This is a genomic window from Falsirhodobacter sp. alg1, from assembly GCF_000739715.2.
In the GTDB taxonomy this organism is placed as follows: Bacteria; Pseudomonadota; Alphaproteobacteria; order Rhodobacterales; family Rhodobacteraceae; genus Falsirhodobacter.
Window position 1 is genome coordinate 323,643 of the sequence record NZ_BBJC02000003.1, and the last position, 16,079, is coordinate 339,721.

Annotated in this window: 16 protein-coding genes; 4 read left to right on the top strand and 12 right to left on the bottom strand. The window is 59.2% G+C overall.

The features are described from left to right. Nucleotides 1-18 precede the first annotated feature (18 nt). On the bottom strand, nt 19-1,203 hold the full coding sequence (locus tag TR36_RS08030) for an ABC transporter substrate-binding protein (protein WP_045390210.1): 1,185 nt from the start codon (nt 1,201-1,203) through the stop codon (nt 19-21). Between the two features lie 308 nt (nt 1,204-1,511). Between TR36_RS08030 and TR36_RS08035 the strand changes: the two genes are divergently transcribed. Further along, complete coding sequence (locus TR36_RS08035) at nt 1,512-1,838, top strand: DUF6280 family protein (protein WP_062762970.1); 327 nt, start codon at nt 1,512-1,514, stop codon at nt 1,836-1,838. Between the two features lie 47 nt (nt 1,839-1,885). Here the strand turns inward: TR36_RS08035 and TR36_RS08040 are convergent, their stop codons facing one another. From TR36_RS08040 to TR36_RS08065, 6 genes are all read right to left on the bottom strand, one after another. Further along, nucleotides 1,886-2,227, bottom strand: coding sequence for a hypothetical protein (locus TR36_RS08040; RefSeq protein ID WP_045390204.1), 342 nt, complete (start codon nt 2,225-2,227; stop codon nt 1,886-1,888). 61 nt (nt 2,228-2,288) lie between these two features. Further along, entirely contained in the window at nt 2,289-2,939 is a 651-nt protein-coding gene (locus TR36_RS08045; protein ID WP_045390202.1) for a protein-L-isoaspartate O-methyltransferase, read from the bottom strand. A 69-nt stretch (nt 2,940-3,008) separates the two neighbouring features. After that, nucleotides 3,009-3,629 (bottom strand): Hint domain-containing protein, encoded by a 621-nt coding sequence (locus tag TR36_RS08050; protein ID WP_052362588.1) that lies wholly within the window; start codon nt 3,627-3,629, stop codon nt 3,009-3,011. A gap of 109 nt (nt 3,630-3,738) precedes the next feature. Further along, the gene (locus TR36_RS08055; RefSeq protein WP_045390200.1) at nt 3,739-4,464 is read right to left on the bottom strand and encodes an outer membrane protein; all 726 of its coding nucleotides are present in this window, start codon (nt 4,462-4,464) and stop codon (nt 3,739-3,741) included. A gap of 220 nt (nt 4,465-4,684) precedes the next feature. Beyond that, on the bottom strand, nt 4,685-5,422 hold the full coding sequence (locus TR36_RS08060) for a folate-binding protein YgfZ (RefSeq protein ID WP_045390198.1): 738 nt from the start codon (nt 5,420-5,422) through the stop codon (nt 4,685-4,687). Beyond that, the gene (locus tag TR36_RS08065; RefSeq protein ID WP_082714901.1) at nt 5,419-7,089 is read right to left on the bottom strand and encodes an ABC transporter ATP-binding protein; all 1,671 of its coding nucleotides are present in this window, start codon (nt 7,087-7,089) and stop codon (nt 5,419-5,421) included. The genes TR36_RS08060 and TR36_RS08065 overlap by 4 nt, the downstream gene beginning before the upstream one ends. Nucleotides 7,090-7,309: 220 nt before the next feature. Here TR36_RS08065 and TR36_RS08070 point away from each other — a divergent pair, with 220 nt between their 5' ends. Beyond that, nucleotides 7,310-8,503 (top strand): alanine--glyoxylate aminotransferase family protein, encoded by a 1,194-nt coding sequence (locus tag TR36_RS08070; protein ID WP_045390196.1) that lies wholly within the window; start codon nt 7,310-7,312, stop codon nt 8,501-8,503. Here the strand turns inward: TR36_RS08070 and TR36_RS08075 are convergent. From TR36_RS08075 to tyrS, 3 genes are all read right to left on the bottom strand, one after another. Then, nucleotides 8,500-9,285, bottom strand: a complete 786-nt coding sequence (locus TR36_RS08075; RefSeq protein WP_045390194.1) for a gamma-glutamyl-gamma-aminobutyrate hydrolase family protein — start codon at nt 9,283-9,285, stop codon at nt 8,500-8,502. The two genes, TR36_RS08070 and TR36_RS08075, sit on opposite strands and share 4 nt — an antisense overlap. A gap of 125 nt (nt 9,286-9,410) precedes the next feature. Continuing rightward, nucleotides 9,411-10,448: a L,D-transpeptidase gene (locus TR36_RS14770; protein ID WP_067397922.1), complete on the bottom strand. Its 1,038-nt coding sequence runs from the start codon at nt 10,446-10,448 to the stop codon at nt 9,411-9,413. Nucleotides 10,449-10,513: 65 nt separating this feature from the next. Beyond that, on the bottom strand, nt 10,514-11,764 hold the full coding sequence (gene tyrS, locus TR36_RS08085; protein WP_045390192.1) for a tyrosine--tRNA ligase: 1,251 nt from the start codon (nt 11,762-11,764) through the stop codon (nt 10,514-10,516). A 62-nt stretch (nt 11,765-11,826) separates the two neighbouring features. Here tyrS and TR36_RS08090 point away from each other — a divergent pair, with 62 nt between their 5' ends. After that, a complete protein-coding gene (locus TR36_RS08090) occupies nt 11,827-12,912 on the top strand; it encodes an anhydro-N-acetylmuramic acid kinase (protein ID WP_045390190.1) in 1,086 nt (361 codons plus the stop codon). Between the two features lie 42 nt (nt 12,913-12,954). Here TR36_RS08090 and eno read toward each other — a convergent pair whose 3' ends face one another. Next, on the bottom strand, nt 12,955-14,232 hold the full coding sequence (gene eno, locus TR36_RS08095; RefSeq protein WP_045390188.1) for a phosphopyruvate hydratase: 1,278 nt from the start codon (nt 14,230-14,232) through the stop codon (nt 12,955-12,957). Nucleotides 14,233-14,295: 63 nt separating this feature from the next. Next, nucleotides 14,296-14,709 (bottom strand): Fur family transcriptional regulator, encoded by a 414-nt coding sequence (locus TR36_RS08100; protein ID WP_062762974.1) that lies wholly within the window; start codon nt 14,707-14,709, stop codon nt 14,296-14,298. Between the two features lie 175 nt (nt 14,710-14,884). On the opposite strand from TR36_RS08100, the gene TR36_RS08105 reads away from it, so the two are divergent. Next, nucleotides 14,885-16,033, top strand: a complete 1,149-nt coding sequence (locus TR36_RS08105; protein WP_045390184.1) for an RsmB/NOP family class I SAM-dependent RNA methyltransferase — start codon at nt 14,885-14,887, stop codon at nt 16,031-16,033. The last annotated feature ends 46 nt before the right edge of the window (nt 16,034-16,079 follow it).

Genomic DNA, 16,079 nt, shown 5'->3' on the forward strand with positions numbered 1-16,079 from the left:
TGTTCCGTGCCGGCAGTATCAGCGGAAGCCGACTGTCTTGGCTTCGCCATCCTCGATGTCGTACTCGCGGAATGTCCCGCGGCTTTCGCCCGGCTCCACGAATTCGACGTTTGTCGCGCCCACATAATCGATGTCCACGCCATCAGCCAGAAGCTTCAGCGCCTTTCCCAGTTCACCCGGATTGATTTTTTCGCCGGGGGCATTGGCCACATCGAACACATGCGACTTGAACGCTTGCGGGTCGGAGGATTTTGCAGCCTGCATCGCCAGAAGGATCAGGGCCGCCGCATCGTAGCTTTCGCCGGCGTAAACCGCGGTGCCGTCCAGTCCGGCATCCGATGCGAGGGTCTGGAACGCGGTCGCATTGTCACCATCGGCGGAAGGAACGTCGCCAAAGGATCCGTCCAGATCATCACCGAATGTCTCCAGCAGAGAGTCTCCGTACATGCCATCGGGGAAATAGAATGTATCGAAGGCGCCGGTATCCAATGCGCCCTGCACGATGCCACGGCCACCCTGATCGACATAGCCTGCCACGACCAGAATTTCACCACCCGCCGAGGCGAGGGCCGCAATTTCAGCCGAGTAGTCCGCCTTGCCGTCATCATGCGACGACTGGATGGTGACCTCGCCCCCCTTTGCCTCAAAGGCGGTCGCAAAGCTGTTGGCAAGGCCATTGCCGTAATCGCTGTTGGTGTAGGTGACAGCCGCGCTCTTGATGCCGCGCTCACTGATGATGTCGGCCATGATTTCGCCCTGGCGCGCATCCGAGGGCGCCGTGCGGAAGAAGAGGCCGTCATCCTCGGTATGCGACAAACCGGGTGAGGTTGACGAGGGGGAGATCATGACGATGCCGTTCGGGCGTGCCACGTTTTGCAGGATGGCCGATGACACACCGGAGCAATCCGCGCCGACGATTGCCTTTACCTTGTCCGATGTTACCAGACGCTCTGCAGCAGCAGCCGCCGCCGTGGCATCCACACATGTGGAATCGGCGCGGACCGCAGTGACGGTGGAATTGTCCAAAAGTGCGCCGGATTCGGTCACTTCGGTCATCGCCATTTCGGCCCCTGCGGCCATGGCGGGCGTGATCGATTCCAGAGGGCCTGTGAATCCGAAGATGATTCCCAGTTTGATATCCTCTGCTTGTGCAGAGCCGGCAATCAAAGCTGCCATCGCTGTGGCTGTCAGAAAACGCGTCATCAATCTCTCCGATCAAACATTCACGAAACCGTAATCAAGCCGCAGTTACAAGGGAAGCCCCAACACACACAGGCTTTGCAGATTAAGAAAGTGCTAAGGACGATGGCGCGCAAACCTTGATCGCTCGGACACCGGCCTTATATGCCAACCGTGATTAAAGCGATTATGACTGAATTGTGTATGCGATGCGGCCCGTCATGCAGTATACGCATGGCAGGCGTTCCAAATTGGAAGTCCTAATGAGACGTTAATGGGATTAAGCCCACGAGACGCCAGAAACCGCAAGAGCAAGAACAGGAAAAAAAGCGATGGCCGATTTTGTTGACAGCACTGCGTTCAACTTTGAGCAGGGGCAACGTGCCCGCAAGCTCTTTGCCGCAGTTGTGCTCGCCGCGTTGGATGATGCGATTGCGGATGACAAGAAATATGGAAATGGCCCCGACCAGATTGCCCGTTGGGCGCGGTCGCGTGATGGCCGTGAGGTATTGTCCTGCTCGGGGATCGACCCGAACGAGCGCGTTGTGAAGGGCTTGATGGAGTTCGTTGCCAAAGGTGTACGGACATCCGTTGCGCTATCGCGCGAGGAAAGCGAACGCCGCAATGCGGCGGAACTGGATCAGGCAGAAGCTGCCTGAACCTACCGGTCTTTCTGAATTCAGCGCTCCCTTGCGGGGGCGCTTTTTTATTTCTGAGTGTGCTGTGCCAAGGCACGACTTATTTCGGCACGCACCATCTTGCGGATGTTGTGGGTGATCTTTTCACCGAAGGGGCCTTGCAGCTCTTCCGTCAGCAGGTCGCGTATCAGATCGTGAAGCACTTCTTCATCGATAGGGGCCATTCGGTCATGCACATCCCCCGATACGGGCAGCTGTGATGCAGCCGATTGATCCGGATCGACGCGCAATGCGGGCGTCAGAAGCAGTTTGCCAAGCGGGGCGGTATCGGACACGGGGGCACTCGTCGTCAGTCGCCGGATGGACGATAGGACATCATCAACCTGCGGTTCAGCCATCGGATCGCGCATCGTTTTCCCCTTGTAGCTGCAGGTTCAGTCTAGGCAGGGGAGGCCGATGCGGCAAGACGCCTTACAGAACGAAATCGCGGACTTTTTCAAAACCGGGCAGGATCGGGGCAGAGGCATTGAACAGCGGGCGCCAGTTGACGATGCCATCTACCTTGTACCCGATGCGCACCACGCCCAGATTACGCTCCATGAAAACAGCAGCGATACGGCCGCTTTCTTTCAACTGATCCAGAATGGCCGGTGGAATTTCTTCCACGCCGCCCTCGATCAGGATCACGTCATATGGCCCGTGTTTTGCCGCGCCCTGGGTGATGTCGCCTGCCACGATGACGGCGTTATCAACCGCATCCTCCGAAAGGTTGCGCTCAGCTTCCTCGGCGAGGGCGCTTTCCTCCACCGCGATGACGGCATCGGCCAAACGCGCCATGACAGCTGCGGAATAGCCAAGCGCACAGCCGATATCGAGAACAAGTTCCGTGCTGCGGATATCAAGGGCATCAAGCATCTTGGCGAAGGTCCGCGCCTCCAGCACCACGCGCTGCCCCCCGATTTCGATGTTTTCCCCGGCATAGGCCGCTTCGCGCATGGAATCGGGAACATAGCGTTCGCGGGCAACCTTCAGCATCGCATCAATGATGCTATAGGTCGTTACATCGGATGGGCGCACCTGCGTATCAACCATTACAGTGCGGCGTGTAGCGAAATCAGTCATGGCAAGCTCGTGTTCGGTTGCGCGATGCCGTCTTCCTTACATATTTGAATAGAAGCGGCAATGCTGTGTTCACGATCCGAAGGCGCGCATCGCGCGAACCTCAAAGGATTTCAGGATGGGCCGTGCGGGGGCGCCATATGCCTCCCAGTTGTTTGCCAGGGCGGGCAGGGCGCGGCGCAGGCGGTTCTGCCCGTCATTGCCGATCATCTCCAACCCCGGGGATGCAGGGTGAAAGCTGCTGGCAAATGAATCCTGCGTGTAGAAAACCTGATGCCGGGGAAAGAGAATCATGAAGTAATCGATCAACCCACCTTCCTGCACCCAGATCGTTTCGTTGTTCACCAGGTGGTGGGCCGGGATCAGAACCTCTCGTTCCCCAAACAGAAGTTCGGCGCGCCAGTCGCTGACAAGCAGGGGCTGGTATTGCGATACGATAAGGCTGCGGCTGTTGCCAAGGGTTCCGGGGGCAATGCGAACGGGGGCATGACGGCCCCGTGCTTCGGCGGCGATATTTCCAAGCCATTTAACGGGTTGGAAGCCGTCGTCTTTGGTCATGATCTTGTCGCCGATTACAAGATCTTCAACCGGAATTGGCCCGTGATATGTATCCACAAGCGTTCCACGTCCAATACAGGATGGAAAAGCAGTTGGAATTTGGGGGTTCGGGGCCATTTGCATAGAAACGACCATACTCGCTTTTTGATAACTAGGCGATCATTATCCTAATATCTTATTTAAGCAAGCGAAACGGTGGCTATTTTGCAAAAGCCACCGTCAAATCATGCAAGATGATTTCTTATCAGAAGTTGTAGTTCACGCCGACGCGGATGGTGTTGAATTCCGGCGTGTTCTTTGTGTAGTAAGCGCCGTTTTTCGAGGTGATGTCGGTGCTGCCGTAGTTGGAGTACTCGTACTCGCCACGAACCGACCATTTGTCGTTGATGAACTTTTCTGCGCCGAAGCCGAGGACGTAGCCGTCAACATCATCCGTTTCGTCGATGATGCCCAGCGGGCCGACAACGGTGTATTCCGAGCGGCCAGCGGTGTAACCGGCAAAGCCGTACAGCAGCGTGTCAGGACGTACGGTGTAACCCAGCGTACCGCGCAGTGTCACGCTGTACTGCATTTTCGCAGCGGCAGCATAATCGCCTGATTCAATGGAATCTTCTACTTCGCCGGTCGAGATCATGCCTTCGACGCCGTAGACGAAGTTGCTGCCCGGTTGCTGCCAGCGGTAACCGGCGTGCGCGTTCACTTCAACACCGGAAGGAGCGACGTCACCGATGGTGAAGTTGCGGAAGGAGGTGTTGTTTGCGCGACGTACGCCAACGCCATCATCGCTACCGAAGGCGTAGCCGATGCCACCACCAACATAGCCGCCTGCAAATGTCGGAGCAGCGGGCACAACAGCCACCGGAGCGGCAACAACCGGTTCTGCTACCGGAACAACAGGGCCACCGGCCAGTGCGGGCGAAGCGATGGCTGCAACGGCAGCGGTAGCGAATGCGTAGCTGGTTTTGAACATGGGGTACTCCTCGGGAGGGTTGGGAGAATTATTCGTCTATCTTCGACTCTATGCACCCTTGTTAGGGAATTGTTAATTCTTTTGTCAGATACAGCTTTATGTAAATCAAAGACTGTGACCTTCCTGCATCAGAAGGTCATTCCTATACATGTTCCGTTAAATGTGGAAAATGTATGGTTAATTTCTGCTGCGCGTTAATCAGATATTTTAACGATTTCGATCAGTCAATAATAGAGACGGTGGCGTTATTTGCCATCATTCCGGAATTGATCCGGTCAAATCGCAGATATGCAATTGCCTCGTTTCCGGCAGTCGTAAAAATCGTTCCTGCCGGTTTTTCATTGGCTGTTATTTCTGTTCCGACCGGAACCGGCTTGCTGATCGCGACGCGGCGCAAGCCCTTTTTCAACTCGGTCTTGTGTTTCATGCGGGCGGTAACTTCCTGCCCGACGTAGCATCCCTTGCGGAAATCCACACCATTCAGGCGCTCGAAGCCGGCCTCCAGAATGAATGTATCAGGCGTCAGCTCGATCCCGCTTTCGGGAATTGTATGTCGAACGCGCAGGGCATCCCAATCCTCGGGTGCCTCAATTGCATCCGTATCGTAAAGGCGCCAGCCCATCCCGGAGTGTCGAGGATCCGCAAATGCCCCGTCGGGCATCGGGCCAAGGCCCCGTGCGACCTTCAGATCTGACGGCACGATCTGCACATCAGCGCGCAACCTGTACATCGAAAGGCGCCGGAGCGTGCTTTCTGCCAGAGGTTCGGCAATATCGATCAACAGGTCATCTCCCCTGCGCAGGACAAAGAAATCCGCGAGGTATTTTCCCTGTGGTGTCAGAAGACCCGTCCAGATGATGCCATCCTGACGCAAAACCATCACATCGTTGGTGACAAGGTTCTGCAGAAAGTCCAAGCGGTCGGTGCCATTGATTGTCCACAGGATACGTTGGGTCATGTCTGGTCCCTGAATTGCAGGCGGTACAAGTCGGCATATAGTCCGCCCCGGGCCAAAAGCTCGTCATGCGTGCCTTGGTCGACAACACGACCTTCGTCCATCACCACGATGCTGTCCGCCTCACGGATTGTGGACAGCCGGTGGGCAATGACCAGCATCGTGCGCCCGTTTCCATGTGTTGCCAATGCGGCGGCAACCATGGCCTCGGACTGGGCATCCAGTGCCGAAGTGGCCTCATCCATCAGAAGGACAGGGGCGTCCGAGATCAAGGCCCGGGCAATCGCCACGCGCTGCCGCTGGCCACCCGATAGCGCGGAGCCCCTCGGCCCGGCTGCCGTATCCACATCGTTGGGCAGATTGCTCACGAACTCGGTCACATGCGCCGCATCCAGAGCCTTGCGTAGACGGTCTTCGGGCAGATTGCGGCCAAGAACCACATTCTCCCTGATGGTTTCGTCGAACAGGGCCGAGTCCTGTGAGACAACCGCAAACTGCGATCGCAGATCCCGTAGCGCAAACGCCTCGGTATCGGTGTCATCCATGAGGATTGCGCCGGAGGCAGGCTGGGCAAGGCCGGTCAGCAGATGGAAGATCGTGCTTTTCCCCGCGCCGGAAGCCCCGACAAGGGCGGTCATCTTGCCGGCTGCGGCAACAAATGACGTACCGTTCAGAACCGGCATATCGCCATATCCGAAATGCACATCACGCAGCTCTATCCGGGGCGGTTTTCCCGACGGTTTGGCCGTGGCGGGGGGGCGTTCAGACGGAGTCATGTCGAACAGGCGGAAAATGCGGGTCAGGCTGGTGGCAGCCACCTGCCAAAATCCGGCCATATCCCCCAGACGGCGCATAGGCTGGAACGTCAGGGCCATGGCCGTGAAGAAGGACATGAATTCACCCACGGTCCGATCACCCGAAGTGATCTGTCCTCCAGCAAGCATCAGCACGGTAAAAAAGCCCAGTCCCGTGACGATATCTATCAGCGCGGGCATGGATGCCCGCCCCGTCGCTGTCTTTACCTCGGCGCTGACAATCCGCCCGACGATAGAGCGGAAGCGGCCTGCCTGATAATCTTCCATGCCGTTCAGCTTGATTGCCTGGATTCCATGAAAAATCTCGTCCAGCCGTGTGGCGCGCAACCCTGCCTGTGCACGGGTCTGCCCAACCTTGCGGCGGATATAGCGCTGCACGATGATGGCCGGCAGCAGCAGCAAGGGCGTGCCGATCATGGCGGCCAGCGTCCACTTCACATCGATTGTCAATGCCACGGTGAACAGACCGACCAGTGCGATCGTATCCCGCCCCACGCCGGTAATGACCGATGTCCATACTCCCTGAACCGCCATCGTGTCGCCTTGGACCCGCTCGATGAGCTGCCCCGGAGAGTTGCGCTGAAAGAACGCCTGATCCAGCGTCATCAGGTGGCGCAGCAGATCCGCCTGCATCGCGGTGGAACTGCGCTGCGAAATGCGTGTCAGAATCGCCTTCGACAGGATCGACGTGATGGCACGGACTACAAACAGACCAAGGATCGCAAATCCGACCCAGACCAGCGCGCTTTCACCGCCCGGGGCGAACACCTTGTCGAATAACGGTTTTATCATCCATGAAAGCGTCCCCAACGTGGAGCCTTCAATCACCATCAGGGCGAAGGCGAAGGCCATCATCCCTTTATGCTTATGCAGATAGCCCGACCACAACCGGCCAAAAAGGCGGCCGGATGAGTAACGGGGATCGGTGCTGTCGTTCGGGTCTGTCTCGGACAATGGCCATCTCCGCCTTTGCGGAAGGGTCTACCCCGACGCGCGGGGGCTGACAAGCGCGTGGCATTGACGCGAGTATTTGCGGGGCGTACGCAATTGCTACACAAGTTTTGGGGAATAGACGATGAGCCTAGCCAACGGTCGACATTACCTTGCAATTCCAGGACCTTCGGTAATGCCGGACCGTGTTCTCAACGCCATGCACCGTGCTGCGCCGAACATCTACGAAGGTGAGCTTTACGACCTCGTCAAGGAGATCCGCTCCGATCTGAAGTGGTTGGCAGGCACAACGCAGAATGTTGCCATTTATATGGGCAATGGCCATGCCGGGTGGGAAGCGGCCAATGCGAATATCTTTTCGCGCGGGGATCGGGCACTGGTTCTGCAGACAGGACATTTCGGCAAGACCTGGGCACAAACGGCCCGTGGTATGTGCGTCGATGTGCAGGAACTGGATTTTGGCCGTCATTCTCCGGTGGACCCCGCACGCGTGACCGAGGCTTTGCGGGCGGATCCCGCGATCAAGGCTGTTCTGGTCACGCATGTCGATACCGCCACCACCATCCGCAACAACATTTCCGAGGTTCGTGCGGCCATCGATGCCGCCGGAAGCGATGCGTTGCTGGCGGTGGATTGCGTCGCATCGCTGGGGTGCGATCCGTTCCTGATGGACCAATGGGGCGTGGACGTCATGATCTCGGCCAGCCAGAAGGGGCTGATGACACCGCCGGGGCTGGCCTTTGTGTGGTTCTCGGACAAGGCGCGGGATCTTCCGAAAACCGATTTGTGCACGCCGATCTGGAATTGGACGCCGCGCAACGATTTCAAAATGTTCTACGAACAATTCGCAGGCACCGCGCCCACGCATCACCTGTTCGGCCTTGCCGAAGCGCTGAAAATGCTGCGGGAGGAGGGGTTGGAGGCCGTCTGGAAGCGCCACGAAGCCCTGGCCCGTGCCGTTTGGGCGGCTTTCGATGCGTGGGGCACCGATAATCCGGAAATCGGGCTGAATGTCCCCGAACCGGCCTTTCGTGCCTATGCCGTGACGGCAGCGCGTTTCGGAGCCCCCCATGCCACGGAGATCCGTCGATGGACCGAACACAAGGCCGGCGTCACGCTCGGGATCGGGCTGGGCATGGCTGATCCGGCGTCACCGGAATATCACGGATTTCTTCGCGTTGCCCATATGGGCCATGTGAACGCACACATGACGCTGGGTGCGATTGCTGTGATCGAGGCGGCCATGGTCGCGCTCGGTATTCCGCACGGCAAAGGCGGCGTCGAAGCGGCTGCCCGTGTGATCGGTGAGAGCGCTTAAGCGCTCCGCCGGAACCCGCGTTTTTCTGCCGACCACTCGCCCGCGGCGGCACCGAATGCCTCGAACAGCGGGCGGGAAACCGGATCGCCCGCCGCATTCCATTCCGGGTGCCATTGTACCGAATAGGTGAAGCCGGGCGCATCGGCGATATAGATGGCCTCGGGCGTACCGTCGGGTGCGTAACCATCGATGACCACACGTTTCCCGGCGGTCTTGATCCCTTGCCCATGAAGCGAGTTCGTCAGCACCTCGGAACTGCCCATCAATTTTGCAAAGGGCCCATCTTCGGAAAACCGGACGATGTGGCGCATCGCAAATTTTTCTTCCTGCGTGCCATCCGGGGGCATGCGGTGGTTCATGCGGCCCGGCAAATCGCGGATTTCAGGGTAGAGCGTGCCACCCATGGCGACATTCACCTCTTGAAAGCCACGGCATATGCCGAAAAATGGCTGTCCCCGATCTACGCAAGCCCGTACCAACGGCAGAGTCACCGCATCACGCAGCCGGTCGAACGCACCATGCGCGGGGGTTTCCTCTTCGCCATATTCCTCTGGATGGACGTTGGGGCGCCCACCGGTCAGCAAAAAACCGTCGCAAAGATCCAGCAGTTCATCCGTGGATACCAGGCGTGGGTCGGATGGAATGATGATCGGCATGCAACCGGCGGCACGGGCAATGGCTTCGGTACACATGCTGCCACTGGTATGCGCCGCATATCCCTCGTTCAGATGCTGGTTGTTGCCGATGATCCCGATGACAGGGCGGTGCGAGGTGCCACGCATGAAGAAATCTCCCGTACTTGGGCCCGAACATAGATTGTGATGAGGCGAAGGTGAAGGGTGCTGCACGATGGCAGAATGCCTAAAATAAATGCAAAGGGCCGCGCATCTGCACGGCCCTTTGAAGATCAGCGGAGTGGCGTGATGTAAACCGAGGGTGGCGTTTCCGAAGAGGGGTCTTCGGTCTGTGCCGGTTCATCGGTTGCTGCTGGGCTTTCCGGCGCAGCCTGCGCGTCGGGCTGTACCGGGGCGGCCTCGGGGGCAGGCTCCGGTTCGCTCGGTGTCTCGGTCGCAGGTTCTGCCGGGGCCGGATCGGGCGTATCCGTCGTTTCAGCCACGTCGGGCACGGTCGTGTTGGCTGCAGTATCCGCCAGCGGTTTGGTTTCCACCACACCTGCCGCGGCAGTTTCCGCAACGGGCGCAGGTTTGGCCTTGGGCTTTGCTGCCGGTTTCGGGGCAGGCGGCGGCATTGTCAGCGTCGTGGGTGTTTCACCATCGGCCGTCAGCACCACCACGCGCGCATCAACCTGAACACGCTCGTACAAGTCCAGTACATCCTGCTGGATCATGCGGAAACAACCCGAGGATGCCCGTTTGCCGATTGTCCGCCATTCGGGGGTTCCATGCACGCGCCAGCCGTAATCGATACCGTTCACGGTCAGATAGATCGCACGTGCGCCCAAGGGGTTTTCCGGTCCACCGGGCATCCCGCCCCGCCATTTCTCAAGGCTGGGTTGGCGGTCGATCATTTCCGACGGGGGGGTCCAGGTCGGCCAGCTTCCCTTGCGGGAAACCTTTGCGATACCGGACCATCCGAAACCGTCACGACCGACAGAGATGCCGTAGCGGATCGCGCGTCCGCCCTCGAGCACGAAATACAGCACGGCATGTGTCGGATCGATCACGAGCGTGCCGGGAACTTCGGTGGTCGTATAGGGGACGATCTGGCGGCGATAGGCGACCGGGATCTGGTCTTCCGGTACCGCCGGAAGGTCATAACGGCCCGCGTCCTTCGCCACATATGCGTTTTCGAAGAATTCGGGTTCTTGTGGCACTGTATCGGTTGCGGCCGTCTCTTGGCCCACCCCCGTCAATGCCGTCATCTGCGCACAGCCAGCCAATGCCGCAAGCATTGCCGTCGCTGCCAGAGTTGCCTTGATTGTCATGTTCCGTGTGCCTGTTGTTCGCTTATGTTCTATAATGCAGCGCCGGAACGCTGCGGCAACCCCCATCAGGAAAGTCTTAGCAACCTGTGCTTTTTCTTCCCGATGGACACTTTCATTTCGGCACCAACCGTTTCCGCCGTCACTACCATGTTCGGGTCGGTGACAAGGTCGTTGTTGAACCGCAGACCGCTTTCGGCAACCAGACGTTTCGCTTCCTTACCCGAGGAAACGAGGCCGGACTCCACCAGAAAGCGGGTAACGGCAAGGCCAGCACGCAGTGTATCCGCGGGCAGTGTGACCACTTCCAGTTCGCCGCCCACGCCGCCCTGTTCGAACACGGCCCGCGCGGTTTCCGCCGCCGCTGCCGCTGCTGCCGCACCATGCAGAAGGGTGGTAACTTCATTGGCCAGAATGACCTTGCCTTCGTTGATTTCCGATCCCTGCAGGGCGCCAAGACGCTCGCATTCCTCAACCGGCAGTTCGGTATAGAGCTTCAGGAAACGGCCCACGTCCGCATCGGTGGTATTGCGCCAGAACTGCCAGAAATCATAGGGCGACAGCATATCGCCATCCAGCCACATGGCACCACCCGCCGATTTGCCCATCTTGCGGCCGTCGGAGGTGGTCAGCAGGGGAGAGGTCAATCCGAACAGTTGCGTGTCCAGCGTACGACGGGTCAGGTCGATCCCGTTGATGATATTGCCCCACTGATCCGAACCGCCCATCTGCAGGACACAGCCGTAACGGCGGTTCAGTTCCATGAAATCATAAGCTTGCAGGATCATGTAGTTGAATTCGAGGAACGACAGACTCTGCTCGCGGTCCAGGCGCGATTTGACCGATTCAAAGGCCAGCATCCGGTTTACCGAGAAATGGCGGCCGATGTCGCGCAGGAATTCAAGGTAGTTCAGATTGTCCAGCCACTCGGCATTGTTGAGCATTATGGCATCCGTGGCACCATCGCCATAGGACAGGTATTTGGCGAATACCCGTTGCATGCCGGAAATATTGGCATCGATCTGGTCGCTGGTCAGCAGGGGGCGTTCGTCCGCCCTGAACGAAGGGTCTCCGACCTTGGTCGTGCCGCCGCCCATCAGGGTGATCGGCTTATGCCCGGTTTTTTGCAGCCAGCGCAGCATCATGATGTTCAACAGATGCCCGACGTGCAGCGAAGCCGCCGTCGCGTCATAGCCGATATAAGCAGAGACCGTGCCTTTGCAGCATGCCTCGTCGAGTGCCTGATAATCAGTGCAATCGGCAAGGTAACCGCGTTCCATCATCACCCGGAGGAAGTCTGATTTCGCATGGTAGGTCATGGTTGTTCTCTTGCGTTATATCGTGCAGGTCTTTCGTATAACGGTGATAATGGGGATTGGCCATGTTGAATTCCGGACCTGTCTGGGCGCTTGGGGCGATGTCCGGTACGTCGCTGGACGGGGTCGATGCCGCCATGGTGCTGACCGATGGAGAGCGGATCTACGAATTCGGAGCCACGGCATATCGCGCCTATACCGATGCCGAACGCGAGGTGATCCGCGCCGCCCTGGGCCAGTGGGACGGCGATGCCGTGCTTGCCGCGGCACAGGTGGTGGAGGCCGCGCATATCGAGGTTCTGGCGAAGTTTCCGCAGGCGGATATCATCGGTTTTCACGGGCAGACATTGGCGCATGATCCGGCAGGCCGCGGCACCCTGCAGACAGGTTCGGGGCAGGTGCTATCTGCGGCGCTTGGCCGGCCCGTCGTCTGGGATTTCCGCAGTGCGGATGTGGCAGCGGGGGGGCAAGGGGCCCCGCTTGCGCCGTTTTTCCACTTTGCCTGCGCTCAATGGGCCAATGAGGCAGCGCCTGTTGCCATCCTGAATCTGGGCGGTGTGGGCAATGTCACATGGCTGGATCCACGGCATGCTGCCCCCGAAAGCGCAGGGGCCATTCTTGCCTTTGATACCGGCCCCGCGAATGCCCCGGTCAACGATATGATGCGGGCCCGGCGCGGGCTTGATTACGACGAAGGCGGAAAGCTGGCGGCGGAGGGGCACGCGGATGAGGCATTTCTGGCGCAATTCGTCCGGCATGACTACTTCGATAGGGTGCCCCCCAAATCGCTGGACCGGGATGATTTCAGGCACAGCCTTGCGGCAGTGACGGGATCTGATGCGGATGTCTGCGCGACATTGACCGCCGGTATTGCCGTGGCCGTGGCGGCGGCGCTCCCGCATTTTCCGGTGCCTGTGGCCAGACTGCTGGTAACAGGGGGCGGGCGGCATAATGCGACGTTGATGCAGATGATTGCCCAGCGGACGGGGCTGGATGTGCATCCTGTCGAGGCGATGGGTCTTGATGGCGATATGCTGGAGGCGCAGGCCTTTGCCTATCTGGCAGTTCGATCTGCACGGGGCATGCCGCTGTCGGCACCGCTGACCACGGGGGTTCCTGTGGCGGTCACAGGGGGGCGGATCAGCATGTGATGCCGCCGCCCGCATCAGGGGTGCGGGCGGCGGGCAGAGGTCTTAAGACTTCAGGATGGAACGGCCGGCGTATTCCGCCACCGCGCCCAGCATTTCCTCGATCCGGATCAACTGGTTGTACTTTGCCAACCGGTCCGAACGGGCCAGGGAGCCTGTCTTGATCTGGCCGCAGTTCGTGGCAACAGCAAGATCGGCGATCGTGCTGTCTTCAGTCTCGCCCGAGCGGTGGGACATGACATTGGTGTAGCCTGCGCGGTGCGCCATATCGACGGCTGCCAGTGTTTCGGTCAGCGTGCCGATCTGGTTGACCTTGACCAGCATCGAGTTGCCGCAGCCTTTGGCGATACCTTCGGCAAGACGCTTGGGGTTGGTGACGAACAGATCGTCCCCGACCAGCTGGATCTTGCTGCCCAAACGGTCCGTCAACAATTTCCAGCCTTCCCAGTCGTCTTCGGCGCAGCCGTCCTCGATGGAAATGATGGGATAGTCTGCGCAGAGTTCTGCAAGGTAATCGACATTCTCGGCCGAAGTCAGAACCTTGCCTTCGCCCTTCATGTTGTAGCGACCGTCCTTGAAGTATTCGGTCGAGGCGCAATCCAGTGCAAGGTAGATATCCTCACCCGGTTTATATCCGGCCTTCTCGATCGATTTCAGAATGAAATCAAGCGCGTCTCGGGTAGAGCTAATGTTGGGTGCAAAGCCGCCCTCATCCCCGATACCTGTGGACAGGCCAGCTGCCGAAAGCTCTTTCTTCAGTGTGTGGAACACCTCGGAGCCCATGCGTACGGCATCGCGGATATTCTCAGCCGAAACCGGCATGATCATGAATTCCTGAATGTCGATCGGGTTGTCGGCATGCTCGCCGCCATTGATGATGTTCATCATCGGAACCGGCAGCATGCGGGCGGATGTGCCGCCGACATAACGGAACAGCGGCTGACCGGTAACCTCGGCCGCAGCCTTTGCAACCGCCAGCGATACGCCGAGGATCGCGTTCGCGCCCAGGCGCGCCTTGTTCGGCGTGCCGTCCATCTCGATCATCGTGCGGTCGATGCCGATCTGGTCTGTCGCGTCGAAGCCGATCAGCTCTTCGGCCAGCTCGCCGTTGACGGCTGCGACGGCTTCCAGAACGCCCTTGCCCATGTAGCGGGATTTGTCGCCGTCGCGACGTTCCACCGCCTCATGCGCGCCGGTCGAGGCGCCCGATGGCACTGCCGCACGGCCCATCGCGCCGCTTTCCAGCGTCACGTCAACCTCGATCGTCGGGTTACCGCGGCTGTCCAGAATTTCACGCGCGTGAATATCAATAATCGTGCTCATGACAGTCCTCCTATTAGGTCTGGAAGTTGTCTAGCCCGCCAATGAACGTCTGGAAAGCCTGTTTCAGGTCTTCTTCAGCGGAACGCCGTAGAGTTCCAGCCGATGGCCCTTCAGGGTATAGCCCAGCTTCTGTGCGATTTTTTCCTGCAATGCCTCAATTTCAGGATCGACGAATTCGATGACCTTGCCGGAATAGAGGTCGATCAGATGGTCGTGATGGTCACGTTCCGCATCCTCGTAACGCGCGCGGCCGTCCTGGAACTCCAGCCGGTCCAATATCCCGGATTCCTCGAACAGCTTAACCGTGCGATAGACGGTCGCCAGGGAAATGCGCGGATCAAGGGCCAGCGCACGGGCATAAAGCTCCTCCACATCAGGATGATCGTTCGACGTGCCGATCACGCGCGCAATGGTGCGGCGTTGCTCTGTCATACGCAGGCCCTTGGCTTCGCAGCGGGCGATAATTTCTTCATCCATGGCAGATATCCCTTCGCGGCGTCCGCATAAGCGATTTTAATTCGGTTGAACAGGTTAACCGGACATCCGCATACGGGAAGCCTTTTTGCCGCAGAACCAAGGCAAATCCGTAGCCAGACGTGACAGCAGGGGCGAGGTGGGATATGGGCAGGGCCTTATAACGCATGAGGCCATGATGACCCCCGCCGCCCGTCTATCTGCATCAATCGAGATCCTTGACCGCTGGCTGGCCGGAGTTCCCGCTGAAAAGGCCCTTGTGAACTGGGCTCGCGCCAGCCGTTTTGCAGGGTCTGGTGACCGTAATGCCGTACGTGATCTTGTGTTCGACGCCATTCGCTGCCGTCGCAGTTTTGCGGCCCTTGGCGGTTCGGAAACGGGGCGCGGGCTGATCCTTGGTGGTCTGCGGGCGCGGGGGGAGGATCCGGTCGGGATGTTTACCGGTGAGGGCCACGCCCCGGCCCCTGTGGCCGAAGATGAGACCGGCCATACCCCCGAGGGCGGGGCAGCTCTGGATTGTCCTGAATGGCTGGCCGCACAGCTTGAATCCTCGCTGGGAGGTGATTTTGCGCCCGTCATGGAGGCACTGCGCCATCGCGCGCCGGTGTTTCTGCGCGCAGTCGGCAATGTCGAGGCTGTTCGCAAGGCCCTAGCTGCCGAAGGGATCATGACCGAACCGCACCCGCTGGCTGCCAAGGCGCTGGAAGTGAAAGAAGGCGCGCGCAAGATCCTCCAGTCCAAGGCCTATGCCTCGGGCAAGGTCGAGCTGCAGGATGCGGCCTCGCAGGCGGTGGTGGAGCTTTTGCCGCTGGCTGACAATGACCGCGTTCTGGATTTCTGCGCGGGCGGCGGCGGCAAGACCCTGGCCATGGCGACACGGGCACGGTTGAAGCTGGTGGCCCATGATTCCGTGCCGCGGCGCATGGCCGATTTCCGGGTGCGGGCCGAACGTGCGGGCGTTCGTGTCGGCTATCTGGATACGGCTGCCGCGCTGAGCGAAACCTACGATCTGGTGCTGGTAGATGCGCCATGTTCCGGTTCGGGGAGCTGGCGGCGCTCTCCTGAGGGGAAGTGGGCCCTGACACCGGAGCGTCTGAACGAGTTGACGGGGATACAGGATGCCATCCTGAAGCAGGTTCGCGGGGCGGTCCAGCCGGGTGGCTATCTGGCCTATGCGACATGCTCGCTGCTGGATGTGGAAAACAAGGATCGTATCGAGGCGTTTCTATCAGGCAATCCCGATTGGAAGGTCGTTTCGACCCGAACGCTTACACCGCTGGACGGTGGTGACGGTTTCTTTGTTTCACTGTTGCAGCGGCAGGCATAACTCTGCGTAGAAACAGGATTAACCGACAGTTAATCAATTCCTGCGA

What these genes read in the sequence shown, in the direction of transcription:
- TR36_RS08030 (WP_045390210.1), bottom strand. Translation starts at nt 1,203, where the DNA reads ATGACGCGTTTTCTGACAGCCACAGCGATGGCAGCTTTGATTGCCGGC.
- TR36_RS08035 (WP_062762970.1), top strand. Translation starts at nt 1,512, where the DNA reads ATGGCCGATTTTGTTGACAGCACTGCGTTCAACTTTGAGCAGGGGCAA.
- TR36_RS08040 (WP_045390204.1), bottom strand. Translation starts at nt 2,227, where the DNA reads ATGCGCGATCCGATGGCTGAACCGCAGGTTGATGATGTCCTATCGTCC.
- TR36_RS08045 (WP_045390202.1), bottom strand. Translation starts at nt 2,939, where the DNA reads ATGACTGATTTCGCTACACGCCGCACTGTAATGGTTGATACGCAGGTG.
- TR36_RS08050 (WP_052362588.1), bottom strand. Translation starts at nt 3,629, where the DNA reads ATGGTCGTTTCTATGCAAATGGCCCCGAACCCCCAAATTCCAACTGCT.
- TR36_RS08055 (WP_045390200.1), bottom strand. Translation starts at nt 4,464, where the DNA reads ATGTTCAAAACCAGCTACGCATTCGCTACCGCTGCCGTTGCAGCCATC.
- TR36_RS08060 (WP_045390198.1), bottom strand. Translation starts at nt 5,422, where the DNA reads ATGACCCAACGTATCCTGTGGACAATCAATGGCACCGACCGCTTGGAC.
- TR36_RS08065 (WP_082714901.1), bottom strand. Translation starts at nt 7,089, where the DNA reads ATGATGGCCTTCGCCTTCGCCCTGATGGTGATTGAAGGCTCCACGTTG.
- TR36_RS08070 (WP_045390196.1), top strand. Translation starts at nt 7,310, where the DNA reads ATGAGCCTAGCCAACGGTCGACATTACCTTGCAATTCCAGGACCTTCG.
- TR36_RS08075 (WP_045390194.1), bottom strand. Translation starts at nt 9,285, where the DNA reads ATGCGTGGCACCTCGCACCGCCCTGTCATCGGGATCATCGGCAACAAC.
- TR36_RS14770 (WP_067397922.1), bottom strand. Translation starts at nt 10,448, where the DNA reads ATGACAATCAAGGCAACTCTGGCAGCGACGGCAATGCTTGCGGCATTG.
- tyrS (WP_045390192.1), bottom strand. Translation starts at nt 11,764, where the DNA reads ATGACCTACCATGCGAAATCAGACTTCCTCCGGGTGATGATGGAACGC.
- TR36_RS08090 (WP_045390190.1), top strand. Translation starts at nt 11,827, where the DNA reads ATGTTGAATTCCGGACCTGTCTGGGCGCTTGGGGCGATGTCCGGTACG.
- eno (WP_045390188.1), bottom strand. Translation starts at nt 14,232, where the DNA reads ATGAGCACGATTATTGATATTCACGCGCGTGAAATTCTGGACAGCCGC.
- TR36_RS08100 (WP_062762974.1), bottom strand. Translation starts at nt 14,709, where the DNA reads ATGGATGAAGAAATTATCGCCCGCTGCGAAGCCAAGGGCCTGCGTATG.
- TR36_RS08105 (WP_045390184.1), top strand. Translation starts at nt 14,885, where the DNA reads ATGACCCCCGCCGCCCGTCTATCTGCATCAATCGAGATCCTTGACCGC.